Origin of the sequence: Gryllotalpicola reticulitermitis (assembly GCF_042651345.1) — a bacterium.
In the GTDB taxonomy this organism is placed as follows: domain Bacteria; phylum Actinomycetota; class Actinomycetes; order Actinomycetales; family Microbacteriaceae; genus Gryllotalpicola; species Gryllotalpicola reticulitermitis.
This window is the reverse complement of sequence record NZ_JBHSCN010000005.1, coordinates 1,213,920-1,227,585: the sequence shown is the minus strand read 5'-3', so window position 1 is coordinate 1,227,585 and position 13,666 is coordinate 1,213,920. Positions and strand designations below refer to the sequence as shown.

Genomic DNA, 13,666 nt, shown 5'->3' with positions numbered 1-13,666 from the left:
CAACCCCTGCCTGATCAGCATCGGCGTTGCCAGCGTCGGTGTGACCAGCATCCGTATTATTTGGCGACCTTCGCCGTCGCGGCCGAGATCTCGGTCGATGAGGTGTAGCCCGACCTCGAGCCCGTCACGCGCACGGTGATCGTCTTCTGATACTGCGCGCTCGTCAGCTTGAACGACGTGCCTGTCGCCTTCGAGATCGCCGACCCGTTCGCGTACCACTGGTACTTCAGCGTGGCGCCCGTGCTCCAGGTTCCCGCGCTCGCTTTGAGTGTCGATCCGACCTTCGCGGTGCCCGAGATCTTCGGCTTCGGGCCGCTTACGAGGCCCGAGGTCACCTTCGCCGTCCCTGCCGAGGTGTGTGAGGCCGTCGTGTAGGCGGTCTTCTTACCCGTCACCTTCAACGTGATCGCGAGGCCGTGCTGGGCCGTGGTCAGTCCGAATGTCTTGCCCGTGGCGCCCGCGATCGCCGTGCCCCCGGCCAGCCACTGGTAGCTGAGCGACGTGCCGGAGGTCCAGGTGCCCGGAACCGCGGTGAGCTTCTGGCCCACCGCCGCGACGCCCGAGATCTTGGGCGTCGGGGCCGTCAGAGCCCCCGGAGCGACGCCCTTGGTCGCGGCCGACTTCTTCGTGCTCGATGTGTAGCCCGAGCGCGAGCCGGTCACACCCAGGGTGATCTTGGTGCCGAGCTGTGAGGCAGCCGGCGTGAAGGTCGACTTGGTGGCGCCCGATACGGCCTTCGCGTTCGCGTACCACTGGTACGCGAGCTTCGCGCCGGCCGACCAGGTGCCCGGCTTCGCCGTGAGCGCCTTGCCGACCTGCGCGGTGCCGCTGATCGTCGGGGTCGGGCCGCTGATCAGGCCGGCGGTGACCTTCCCGGTCGCCTTCGAGGTCTTCGCGACCGACGTGTAACCGCTGCGCTTGCCGGTCACCCGAACCGTGATCGTCTTGCCCTTCTGCGCACTGGTCAGGTGGAAGGTCGAGCCGGTCGCCTTCGAGATCGCCGCGCCCGACGCGTACCACTGGTACGAGAACGAGACGCCTGAGGTCCACGTGCCACGTGCCGCGGTGAGCGTCTGGCCGACGGCCGCCGTGCCGGAGATCGTGGGCGTGGCGGCGCTCAGCGTGCCGAGCGCGGCGGCCTTCGTCGACGCGGAGGTCTTCGCCACGCTCGTGTAACCGGTCTGACTGCCCGTCACGACGACCTTGAACGTCTTGCCCGCATAGCTGGAAGGAACGGTGTAGTGCACCGAGGTCGCCCCCGAGATCTTCGTCGTGCCGACATACCACTGGTACGCGAATTTCGTTCCGGACGTCCACGTGCCCGGCACCGCGGTCAGCGTGTCGCCGACCTTGACGGTGCCCGAGATGGTCGGCGTGGGGGCGGTGAGCGTGCCGGCCGCGACCTTCGCGGTGGCCGACGACGTGACGGATGTCGAGTCGAATCCGCTCTTCGTGCCGGTGACCACGACGGTGATCGCTGCGCCGTACTGGGTGCCGGCCAGAGTGAGCGACGTGCCCGTCGCACCTGAGATCGCCACGCCGCCGGCGTACCACTGGTAGCCGAGCGACGCACCGGTCGGCCAGCCGGTGGCCGAGGCGGTGAGCTTGGAGCCGACCCTCGCCGTACCCGAGATCGCGACCTTGCCGGCCGGCAGCGAAGCGGCCGCAGTGTTGGTGAGCACCGCATTGATGCCGGTGACCGCGGACGCCGTCGTCGACGACGCCGTGACCGCGACCGGGGTGGCGGTTGCGGCCGACGAGCCGTCCTTCCACCACTGGGCGCGGTACTGCCCGATGCCGATCCCCCAGGCGCCGGTGTCACGGAAGCTCACCGCGTAGCTCCCAGCCGGCAGACCCATGATCGTGTAGGTGCCGTTGAGCTCGGTGTTCGCGCTGGCCACGACCTGAGCCACGCCGCCCGCGGTAGCCGCGGTCGAGGTCGCGATGACCTCGACGCCGCTGAGCCCGTGCTGCGTCGAGTCGGTGACAGTGCCCGAGATCGTCGCGCCGTGACTGAGCGGGATCGTGATCGGCGTGGCCGTCGCGCCCGCGGCGAGGGTGATGGCCGACGGCGCGCCGCCCGCGGTTGCGCTGTAGTAGCTGACCGCGGCGGCGGAGATCGGGCTGGCCGCGTAGCTGGGGTCGGCCTCAACCCGATAGCTTCCCGGCACCATTCCGGTGACGGAGAAGGCGCCGGACGCATCCGTCGTCATCCAGTACGTGTCGGCGCCGGCCGCGTAGGGCGTGGCGCCGTCGTATACCTCGATCGAGACGCCCGCGGCGGGCTTGCCGTCGAGGGTCACCTTCCCCGCGAGCGTGGCGCCGAGCGGCAGTGCGATGTTCTTGCCTGTGCTCGCCGCGCCCGCGGTGACGGCCACCTTGGTCGCCGTCGCCGCCGTATAGCCGCCGCCGTAGTACGCCGCCGAGACGCTGCTTGCACCAGCCGAAGGGCTCGCCTCGACGACATACGAGCCCGTCGCGAGGCCGGTCACTTCATAGCTGCCGTCGGCGCCGGTCGTCGCCCAGCCCACGCTGGCGCCCTTGGTGTCATAGACGCTGATGCTGACGCCGGCCAGGTCGGACTTCGTGGTCGCGTCGGTGACGGTTCCCGTGATGGATCCGCCCTCGACAAGCGCGATGTTGAGACCCGTGACCTTGGCGCCGGCGGTGACCGATACCGCCTTCGCGGTCGCGCCGCCGTACCAGGCGGAGCTCAGCAGCGTCGAGACGTACGAGTTCGTCGCCTCGATCGTGTAGCTGCCCGGCGCGACGCCGTCAATGCTGTATGCACCGGTGGCATCCGGTACGGCCGACGCCATCTCGACGCCGTTCGAGTTGAAGACGAACACAGTGAAGTTCGCAGCGTCGGCACCCGCGCCGGTGATCTGACCGGAGAGGGAGCCGGGCTTCACGAACGAACTGGGCACCGCGAGCGCGGCCGCCGCTACCGTCTGACCGTAACCGGAGAGGTTCACCGTCACGGCGTTCTGGGCGCCCGCTCCTGCAGTCGCGGCGGGCTCCACATCAGGCCCGGAGTCTTGCACGAGCTCGAGAAGGCGAGTACCGGGAGTCAGGCCGTCGATCTCGAACGTGCCGTTGGCTGCGACCTGGGCCGTGCCGAGGAGGTTGCCATCGAGGTCGAGCGCCTGCACCTCGACCGTGCCCAGTGCTGCGCTCATACCCGTGACCGTGCCGGTGATCGAGTCGGAGGCCAGCAGCGTCACGTTCGCCGTCGCGGTGCTGCCGGCAGCACCCGTCGTGACCGTCTTCCCGGCATCCGCCCGCGCCGCGCTCGGGTACCACGTACCCAGCAGGCCGCTGTCGACCGGCATCACCATGATCGTGTACGCGACGCCGGGGGTGAGGTCGCTGAACTCATAGGTGCCGTTCGCCGCGATGGAGGCGGAGTCGGTGTCGCCCGCCGGGTCGGTCGCAATGACGTACGACGCCTCGACGTTCGTACTGGACACGGTGCCGTCGAAGGCCGCACCCGACGGCGTGCGTACGGTGCCGGAGATCGTGGCGACGCCGCCGAGGTCGAGCGCCGGTCCCGTCTGTGCACTGGGACTCGCCGCAACAGTGAGGGTCTTGACAGCCGAACTGCGCGTGCCGACGGTCGCCTGCAGCGAATAGCTGCCAACCGGCAGGTCTGTGAAGGTGTACGCCGTGCCCTCGACGTCGGCCCAGTAGCGCTCGCCGCTCGCCGACGTCGCCAGCACCTGAGCCCCCGACGCTCCATTCAGATCGGTGAGCGAGCCCGCGATGGTGTTCGGCGTGGCGAGCGCGATGGTGACCGTGGTCGTTCCTGAGGTGATCTTCACGGTCGTACTCGCGTTGAGGTAGCCGAGCGCCGAGGCAGTCAGCGTGTACGTGCCGGGAGCCAGACCCCCGAGCGTGCCGGAGTCGCCGTAACCGTAGGCGGCGGTGGCTCCCGCGGAGTTCGTGACAGTGAGGGAGACGTAGTTCAGCTCGGTGATGGCCTTGCCGGCAGAGTCAGTCAGCGTGTACGCGAGCGAACCGAGCTGGGCGACCGTGAAGTCGACGCCGGACTTGATGCGCCCAGCAGCAGTGGTGACGTTCAGCTGAGTCGCCTGAAGTTCGCTGCTCACGGCCGGGTACCAGATCGGGGCGATCGAGGAGGAGTTCTGGCTCTGGGCGTGCAGGCGGTAGCTGCCCGCGCCGAGGCCCGAGATCGTGTAGTCGCCGTTGATGTCCGTGTCGGCTGTTGCCACGTCATCACCGGACTGGTCGTACGCGTCGATCTGGACATTCGCGAGGCCGGTCCCACTCGCGTTCTGGACATGTCCCGTGATCTCATAGCCGGGTTGCAGCGCGATGTTCTGCGTCACCGTGCTGCCGGCGGCGCCGACCGTCACATCGACGGAGCTCTGCTGGTATCCGGCACCGCCGCCGTAATACGTCGCCGAGAGCGAATACCCTCCCGCAGGAAGCCCCGTGAGGGTGTAGCTGCCGTCCGAGGAGGTCTGGGCGTAGTAGTAGCCACCCGCACCGGTGCCGGACACGCCATACGCCTGAACGCTGCCCTCGGCGATGGGCGAGCCGGTGGAGGCGTCCGTCACTTTTCCGGTGATCGTCGAGCCTTCGGCCAGCTTCACGTTCTCACCGGTGATCGTCTGCGTGCCGGTGACCGTGATCGTGGTCGGGTTGGCATTGCCGCCGACGTAGTTCGCGATGTAGTTCGCGCCCGTCGGAGGGGATGCCTGAATCTGGTAGCTGCCCGGCGCGACGCCCGTGAAGCTGTACGCACCCGTGCTGTCGCTCGAGGTGTACCAACCGCCGCCGTTGGCGGTGGAGACAAGTTGAAGGGACGCGTTCGCGATCGGGGCGCCGGTCGACGCATCCGTCACCGTTCCCGAGATCGTCGCCGCGGGCGCAAGGGTGAAGTTGATGCCGCTCACCGTGCCGCCGTTGCTCACTGTGATCGGCGTGGCGTCGGCCTGGGAATCGGCCCCCTGCCACCACTGCCCGAGATAGCTGACCGGCAGACCGCTTGCGTCGGCCTGGACGGTGTACTGGCCGGCGGCGAGGCCCGTGACCTGGAACGCGCCCGTGTCGTCGGTACTGACGCTTTGGCCATCGCCATTCGAGTCCCAGACGGTGATCTGCACGTTCGCGAGCGCCGTGCCGTTCGAGCCCTTGACCGTGCCCGTGATGGTGCCGAGCTTCTGCAGCGTCGCGTTGTCCTGTGCCGTGCCGCCGGTCGTCACCGTGATCGTTCCGATGGCGTCGGCATAGCCCTGCGACGAGATGTCGACGGTGTAGGTGCCCGCAGCGAGACCGGCCACGGAATATGCGCCGGTCTGATCCGCTGACGCGTTGCCCACCGAGTCGCCGTCGGCGTCGGTGACGGAGATCGAGACGTAGTTCTGAGAGAGGTCGGCACCGTCGGAGAGCTTGACCGTGCCGGCGATCGTTCCACCGGCCGTGAGCACGAAGTTCTTACCCGTCGTCGCGGCCCCGGTGGTCACAGAGATCGCCTTCGCCGACGCGCGGGAGGTTGCGCCCGAGTACCACTGCTGCGCCCAGCCGTCGCCCTGGTCGGTGGCGAGCACGTAGTAGCTGCCTGTGGTCAGGCCACCGATGACGTACGTGCTGCCATTGAACGACGCGTTGGATGAGACCGGGTTCCAGTTCGAGTCGTAGACCGCGAACGATGCGCTGCCCGGCTGCGCCCCGCCTGGTCCGGTCAGCGTGCCGGTGATCGAGCCGGCCTTGGTCATGGTCGCATTGATGCCGGTCTGGGTGGCGCCTGCGGCGAGAACGATGGGGGTCGCCGACGAGTAGTCGGTGGTGTTCTTCCAGTACTGGGTGAGGTACGTGCCGTCCCAGTCGTTGAACGAGACGATGTACGAGCCGGCCGGCACGCCGGTGAACGAGTACGCGCCGGTCGAGCTCGGGCTGGTGTCGTTGCTGTACGAGTAGTCCGCGTTCTGAATGCTCACGTCGATGAGCGAGCTCGGGTCGCCGCCGCCCTGCAGCGTGACGGTGCCGCTGACGGTGCCTGTTGTTGCTGTCGCTGCTGTAGCTGCCGTGGCGGCTTTGGCTGCTGGGGTGGCTTTGGCTGCTGGGGTGGCTTTGGCTGCTGGGGTGGCGACTGACGTCGAGGGCCCTGCGCGGGTCGCCTTCGGTGACGGGGTCACGGACGGGGTCGGTGCAAGGGTCGCCGTCGGCACCGGCGTCGCTGCCGCGGTCGGCACGGGCGTCGCTGCCGGCACGGGGGTCGCTGCCGGGGTGGGCGCGGCGGCGGGGGGTGCGACTGTGGCGGTGGGTGCTGGCGTCGAGGCAACGGTCGGCGCGGCGCTTGCCGGCGCGGTGCTTGCCGGCGCGGTGCTGGCACTGCTGGCAGTGCTGGCACCGCCGGCCGGCGCGTATGCGTCCGCCGCGAAGGCGGGGACGGACGGGATGCTCACCGCTGCGGCGACGACGGCAGCGAGCGCAATGGACAAGAGGCGACGACGTGCCACGGTAGTGCTCCCAGAGTGCGAACGAAGCGAAGGGGGCGGGGTATCCCCGGGGAAAAACTAGACCGGCGACTAACTGAGAAAATACCCCCAATTCGAGTGATTCTCAGTTAATGTCGCGCGAGCATCGAGCGCCCGGGACGGCACAAGCGCTCAGTGCTGCAGGCGCGAGAGCGGATGCCGCGAACCGTGGCCCGCGGCATCCGCTCTCATGTCACCCTCGTGTAGAGGGCAGACCCGCTACTCGGCAGGGTCGTTGATGCCGATCTCGAGCTCCTCGGAGCCGGACATGGACCTGGCCAGCGAGTAGTAGACACTCGGCGCTCCCGCCGGCAGCGAATAGAGCTTCAGCGTCGCGATGGGCGCGTTGCCGGCGTTGTCGAAACCGGGGTCGACCAGGACGTCGAGCTCGTCGGCGGTGGGCACCGTGATCGTCTCGGTGTAGGAGGTGTTGTTCGAGTCGACGAAGTAGCCCGTCGGGTTGGCGGCGCCCTTCGTCCCCCAGGCCGCGATGATGCCGCCCGGGTCGCCGTTGACGCCCGCGCCGGTCAGGCCTTCGAGCCCGGTGACGACGAACTTGTACTCCGTCTTGTTGCCGGAGTGCGACTTGTAATACGCGAGCGTCTGGATCGCCTTCGCGGTCGCGGCCGAGTTCTTCGCGAGCGAGTTGTAATCGGTCTTCGAGCCCGTCACGTGGACGTAGAAGGTGTGGCCCGAGAGGCTCGCCGGGATCTTGTACGTCGAGCTCGTCGCGCCCTTGATCGCGGTGCTGTTCGCGTACCACTGGTAGTGCAGTGAAGTGCCCGACGTCCAGCCGCTCGAGTGCGCGGTGAGCGTCGAACCCACAATGGGCGTGCCGCCGGCGGACGACGAGCTCGTGATCGTCGGCGTCTTCGACACGGTCAGCGTACCCTTGCCGATCTTGCCCGTCGCCTTGCTGGTCTTCGCGACCGAGGTGTAGCCCGACTTGGAGCCGGAGACCTTGACCGTGATCGTCTTGCCGTATTCAGCGGTGCCGAGCGACAGAGTGCTGTGGGTCTGGCCCGACAGCGCCTTGCCCGATGCGTACCACTGGTAGTGCAACGTCGTGCCAGAGGTCCACGTGCCTGCCTTGAGGGTGAGGCTCTTGCCGACCGCAGCTGTTCCGCTGATGGTGGGCACCGGAGCGGTGAGCGTGCCGACCTTGATCGCGGCGGTCTGGGCGCTCGTCGCGGCGTACGACACGTAGCCGTCGATCGCGGCGGTGACCGTCACGCTGAGCTTCTTGCCCACGTAGGAGCTCGTACCGGGGGTCAGAGTCTTCGACGTCGCGCCGCTGATCGCCTTGCCGCTCAGCAGCCACTGGTAGCTGAGCTTCGCGCCGGTCGGAGTGACGGTGCCGAGGTTCGCGGTCAGGGTCTTGCCCACCTGGGCGGTGCCGCTGATCGACGGCGCCTTCGAGACCGAGACCTTGGGCGCCTTCGCGTTCGCGGTCGTCACGTTGTAGTAGACGGTGCCGAACGCGGACGAGGCGGTCCACACGTCATGCTCGGTCCCGAGGCCCGTCTTCTGGTTCACGCCCGTGAACGTCGCCGACTTGGTGTCAGTGCCGCCCGCGGGGGCCGTCGAGGTCGTGATGGGGTTCGTCTGCGCGCCGAGCGTGAAGTCCGTCGTGATGCCGTTGAACGACGTCGACGTGACGAAGGCGGACGTCGCCTGCGCGGTCTGGTCGAGGGCGATGCCATGACCTCGCACGATCGCGCTCGGGTACTGCGTGGCCCACCACGACAGCGGTTCGGGGCTGCCCGAGCCGCCCGCGGCCGAGGGGTCGAGCGCGCTGTCCCAGAAGTTCCAGCCGGTGACATCGAAGTTGTTCGACGCATTCGCGGGGTCGCCGTTGTACTGCGGCTCGCCCAGCAGGGTGATGTCGGCGCCGCTGCCGGTCGTGTCGACGTCGAGGCTGTACGCCGGGTCGCCGGTGCTGGTCGCCTTGGAGACGACGTTGTAGCCCAGCTCGGTGATCGACGCGATCGGCACCGTCTCGGTGTGCTCGATGTTGCTGCCGTTTGTGGCGGCGGCGCCGTTGAACTGGAGTCCGCTCGGCCCGAGTGACGGGGCCGGCCCCGTCACGGTGTAGTCGAGCAGGCTCTCGGTGGTCGGCGCGGTTGCGGGCGCGCTCGCGCTGGCAGAGGACGCGTTAGGGGTTGTGCTTCCGGCCGCGTAGGCGGGCGCGGCGCCCGCCGCGACGGCGAGCGTGGTCAGCGCCGCGAGGGCAGCACAGACCGGAATGGTGCGTTTCATCTTCGGGTGCACTCCAGGGGTGGTGGGCGATCACCATGACCGCTCGCTCACCATAGGGATCTTTATGATCCTCAAACCAGTCGTCCAGCACCCCCAGAGATGGGGTGGGATCTATCCGGCCGTCTAGCTCACGCGTCGCGGCGCGAGACGCGCACCATCTCGTCGCGGTCGACGACCTTGATGCGGGCGCGCCCTTCCGGCTCGCCGCGCGACATCTCATGACTGTCGAGCGCGTGCCAGCCGTCGAGATCGGTGAATCGGATGCCGCGCTGCTCCAGCAGCTCGACGATCGACTCCTCCTCGGGCGAGGTCGGGGTCCACCAGTTGCCGACGTCGTTGATGACGTGCTCGACCGTCTCCATGGCATCCGATTTGGTGTGCCCGATCAGGCCGACGGGGCCGCGCTTGATCCAGCCCGTCGCGTAGGTGCCGTACACCTGCTCGTTGTTGTCAGGGTTGATGACCTGACCCTCGTGGTTCGGGATCACCCCGTGCTTCTCGTCGAACGGCACGCCCGGCAGCGGCGACCCGAAGTAGCCGACCGCCCGATAGACCGCCTGGACCGGCGTCTCACGGATCTCGCCCGTACCGACGACCCCGCCCTGACCATCGGGCTTGGTGCGCTCGTACCGCAGCGCGGAGACGGCGCCCGACGCATCCGCCACGACTTCGAGCGGCCGCGCGTAGAAGTGCAGGTGCAGCCGTCGGCTCGCCTGGCCCACCTCGCGCTTCCGCCACGACTGGAGTACCCGGTCGATGACCATGATCTGTTTGTTGCCGGTGACCGACTGGCGGGCGTGCTCGTCGTAGTCGAAGTCCTCGTCGTAGACGATCATGTCGACGTCGCGCAGCTCGCCGAGCTCGCGCAGCTCGAGCGGAGTGAACTTGACGGAGGTCGGGCCCCGGCGCCCGAAGACGTGCACATCGGTGACCGGGCTCGCCTTGAGACCGTCGTACACGTTCGCCGGGATCTCGGTCGGCAGCAGGTCGTCGGCGTGCTTCGCGAGGATGCGCGCCGCGTCGAGGGCGACATTGCCGTTGCCGACGACCGCGACCTCTTTCGCCTCGAGCGGCCAGGTGCGCGGGTAGTCGGGGTGGCCGTCGTACCAGCTGACGAAGTCGGCCGCGCCGTAGGACTGGGGCAGCTCGATGCCCGGGATGCGCAAGTCGGCGTCACGCACGGCGCCCGTGGCGAAGATCACCGCGTTGTAGTGCTTCTTCAGGTCATCGAGGGTGAGGCCCGTCGCCGGATCGGCGCCGAAGCGCACGTTGCCGAAGATGCGGATGTCACCGCGGTCGAGCACGTCGCGCAGGGCCGTGATGATGCCCTTGATGCGCGGGTGGTCGGGGGCGACGCCGTAACGGACGAGCCCGTAGGGCGCCGGCAGGTGATCGAAGAGGTCGATGGAGACGTCGAAGCTGCGCTCCGCCTTGAGCAGGATGTCTGCGGCGTAGATACCGGCCGGGCCGGCGCCGACGATCGCGAGGCGAAGCTTCGTCATACTGCGGATGTCTCCTGGGATGTGTCTTGGTATGTGGGTGGTGCGTGGGTGAGGCGTGTGTGTGGTGTGTCTGGGATGTCTTGGCTGGTGGAAGCTCGCGGCGGCTCGGCAGGCGGGCCGCTCGATGGCCTAGTTCGAGCGATCGACGACCGTGTCGGCGAAGCGCGTGAGCGCCTTCTTCACGGCGCCGGAGGGCAGCGGGTCGAGTGCGGCGACGGCTTGGCGAGCCCACTCGCGGGCGTCGGCGACGGTCTCGGCGGTGACCGGGTGGGCGCGCAGCAGTTCGACCCCGGCACTCACGTCGACGTCGTCGGGCGCACCGATGACGGTCGTCTCGAGGTGGTCGAGGAGCCGGGCGGCCGAAGCATCCGTCGCGGCACGCGCTCGCAGTTTGAGGAGCGGCATCGTGACGACGCCCGCGCGCAGGTCGGTGCCGCCCTGCTTCCCCGTGTCTGCGGCGTCGGCCGACAGGTCGATGACGTCATCGATGAGCTGGAAAGCGATGCCGACCTTCTCGCCGAACTGGCGCACGGCGGGCTCGAACTCCGTCGGAGCGCCCGAGAAGACCAGACCGAACTGCGCGGCCGCCGCGATCAGCGAGCCCGTCTTGTCGGCGAGCACGTTGAGGTAGTGCTCCACCGGGTCCTCGCCCTCGTCGGGGCCGATCGTCTCGTGCAGCTGGCCGAGGCAGAGGCGCTCGAAGGTGTCGGCCTGCAGCCGGATCGCCCGCTCGCCGAGGTCGGCGATCAGCTGGCTGGCGCGTGCGAAGAGCAGATCGCCGGTGAGCACCGCCACCGAATTGCCCCACACGAGCTGAGCCGTGGGCACCCCGCGGCGCAGCGGTGCGTCGTCCATCACGTCGTCGTGGTAGAGCGAGGCGAGGTGCGTGATCTCGACGACCTGCGCAGCCGTGATGACCTGCTCGTTGACGCCGTTGCCGAGGTGCGCGGCGAGCAGCGTGAGCACGGGACGGACCCGCTTGCCGCCCGCGTTCATGAGGTAGGTCGCGGTGACGTCCGCCACGCGGTCGGCGAAGCGCATCTGCTGCTTCAGCCCCTCCTCGACCCGCACCAGCGACGCGTCGAGCTGCTTCGCCAGCGCGCGCTCGGCGGGCGAGGCGGTCAGCCTCTCGGCGAGCCCGAACTGGCTGCTGAGAACGGATGCCGTCACGAGGCGGCCCCCTTGAACCCCCGGTGCAGGGCGACGATGCCGCCGGTGAGGTTGCGGTACGCAACGCGTTCGTACCCGGCGTTGCGCAGCCAGCCGGCGAGTTGCCGCTGACGCGGCCACGCACGGATCGAGTCCATCAGGTAGCTGTAGGCGGGCGCATTGGACGACGCCAGTCGCGCGACGACCGGCATGCCGTACTTGAGATAGGCGTAGTAGGCGTTCCGCAGCAGGGGCTGCGGCGGAGCGGAGAACTCGCACACCACGAGCCGGCCGCCCGGCTTCGTGACCCGCAGAAACTCGGCGAGCGCCTTCTTCGGCTCGACGATGTTGCGCAGGCCGAATGAGATGGTGACGGCGTCGAACTCGTCGTCGCCGAAGGGCAGTTGCGTCGCGTCGGCCTGCACGAACTCGACGCGCGGATTCCCCGCCTGCCGCGCCGTGCCGACCTCGATCATTCCGGCCGAGAAGTCAGCGGCGACGACGTGAGCGCCCTCGGCGGCGATGGCGGCCGAGCTGGTTCCGGTTCCTGCGGCGACGTCGAGCACCAGCTCACCGGGGCGGGGGGCGATCGCACGCGTCGTCGCAATGCGCCACAGGTGGTCGTTGCCCGCGGACAGGACCGTGTTCATGCGGTCGTAATGGGTGGAGACCTCGTCGAACATCGACGCGACCTCGGCAGGTCGCTTCGTGAGGTCGGCCTTGTTCACCATCCCAGCTTAGCCAGGCGTGTCCGCCGGGCGAGGACCGGCGGACGATCAGCACTGCGCCGGGCGAGGACCGGCGGACGATCAGCACTGCGCGCGCCGGCCACCGGCGGACCATGAGCATCTCCGGCGTAGAGTCTGAGTTCGTGACACGAACCGCCGCCCCCGTGCAGGCGCTGACCGTCGAGACCACCCCGCTTGATGATGTCCGCCGACTGATCCCGTTCCTGGACGCCGACCGCCCTCTGCTGTGGCAGCGCGGTGCCGGCGAGAACCTGGCGGGTATCGCGGGTCTCGGTGAAGCACTGCGCCTCGAGTTCTCGGGGCCGACGCGCGTGGCCGACGCCGCCGAGGCGTGGCGCGCGATCAGCGCGGCGGCGCACGTGGTCGATCCCCTGCGGGTGCCCGGTTCGGGGCTGGTGGCGTTCGGCACCTTCGCGTTCGCGGACGACTCGGCCGCGACGTCCGTTCTGATCGTGCCCGCGCTGATCGTCGGGCGTCGCGACGGCCAGTCCTGGCTGACCCGCGTCTCGGTCGCGGGCGGGGATCAGCGGGTGTCGGAGGCGCAGGTGCCTTCGTCGACGTCGCTGGGCGCGTCGTTCGGACTCACCATGACTCCGGGCGAGCTGACTGCCGGCGGCTATGGCGATGCGGTCGCCGCCGTTGTCGATCGCATCGCCGCGGGTGAGGTCGAAAAGGTCGTCTTGTCGCGCCTGCTGCGCGCCGAGCTGCCGCAGGGCGCCGACGTGCGCCACGCGCTCGGCGAGCTTGCCGGCGGGTATCCCGATTGCTGGGTCTTCGTCGTCGACGGCTTCCTGGGCGCGTCGCCGGAGACGCTCGTGCGGGTGTCCGAGGGACGCGTCACCGCCCAGGTGCTCGCCGGGACCGCCGCGCGCGGCGCCGACGACGACACCGACGCAGGGGCGGCGGCAGAGCTCGCCGCCAGTGCGAAGGACCGATCCGAACACGCGTTCGCCGTCGACAGCGTGCTGGACTCGCTGCGGCCCCACACCACCGGGCTGCGCGCGAGTGATCCGTTCACGCTTCAGCTGCCGAATCTGTGGCACCTTGCGAGCGACGTGGCGGGCACGCTGAGCGACGGATGCTCCGCGCTCGACCTCGTCGACGCCCTCCACCCGACCGCCGCCGTGGCGGGTACGCCTCGGCAGACGGCGCTTGCGGTGATCCGCGAGCTGGAGCCCTTCGACCGCGGTCGGTACGCCGGCCCCGTCGGGTGGATCGGCGCCGACGGCTCCGGCGAGTGGGCCGTCGCGCTGCGCAGCGCACAGATCGCGGATGCGGACGGGCATCGCACCGTCACGGCGTTCGCCGGCGGCGGCATCGTCGCCGACAGCGACCCGGTGCTCGAGGTGGCCGAGACCACCATGAAGTTCCGCCCGATCGTCGACGCGTTCAGTTAGACGCTCGACCAGTCGGGCGCTCGACCAGTCAGGCGTGCGACCAGTTAGGCGCTCGACCGCTCAGGCGCGCGTTCGCTGGAGCGCACGGCAGGTACGTGCGCGTTCAC

Annotated in this window: 6 protein-coding genes; 1 reads left to right on the top strand and 5 read right to left on the bottom strand. The window is 69.0% G+C overall.

Annotated elements, in window-relative coordinates; translation table 11 throughout:
• Positions 1–56: 56 nt before the first annotated feature.
• The 5 genes from ACFOYW_RS12875 to ACFOYW_RS12855 form a co-directional block, all read right to left on the bottom strand.
• Complete coding sequence (locus ACFOYW_RS12875) at positions 57–6,485, bottom strand: carboxypeptidase regulatory-like domain-containing protein (protein ID WP_390229441.1); 6,429 nt, start codon at positions 6,483–6,485, stop codon at positions 57–59.
• Positions 6,486–6,722: 237 nt separating this feature from the next.
• Entirely contained in the window at positions 6,723–8,762 is a 2,040-nt protein-coding gene (locus tag ACFOYW_RS12870; protein ID WP_390229439.1) for a hypothetical protein, read from the bottom strand.
• A 128-nt stretch (positions 8,763–8,890) separates the two neighbouring features.
• The gene (locus tag ACFOYW_RS12865; protein WP_390229437.1) at positions 8,891–10,264 is read right to left on the bottom strand and encodes an FAD-dependent oxidoreductase; all 1,374 of its coding nucleotides are present in this window, start codon (positions 10,262–10,264) and stop codon (positions 8,891–8,893) included.
• Between the two features lie 129 nt (positions 10,265–10,393).
• On the bottom strand, positions 10,394–11,434 hold the full coding sequence (locus tag ACFOYW_RS12860; RefSeq protein ID WP_390229435.1) for a polyprenyl synthetase family protein: 1,041 nt from the start codon (positions 11,432–11,434) through the stop codon (positions 10,394–10,396).
• On the bottom strand, positions 11,431–12,141 hold the full coding sequence (locus tag ACFOYW_RS12855) for a class I SAM-dependent methyltransferase (RefSeq protein WP_390229433.1): 711 nt from the start codon (positions 12,139–12,141) through the stop codon (positions 11,431–11,433). Before ACFOYW_RS12855 ends, ACFOYW_RS12860 begins: the two co-directional genes overlap by 4 nt.
• A 143-nt stretch (positions 12,142–12,284) precedes the next feature.
• Here ACFOYW_RS12855 and ACFOYW_RS12850 point away from each other — a divergent pair, with 143 nt between their 5' ends.
• Entirely contained in the window at positions 12,285–13,559 is a 1,275-nt protein-coding gene (locus ACFOYW_RS12850) for an isochorismate synthase (RefSeq protein ID WP_390229431.1), read from the top strand.
• Positions 13,560–13,666: the final 107 nt, after the last annotated feature.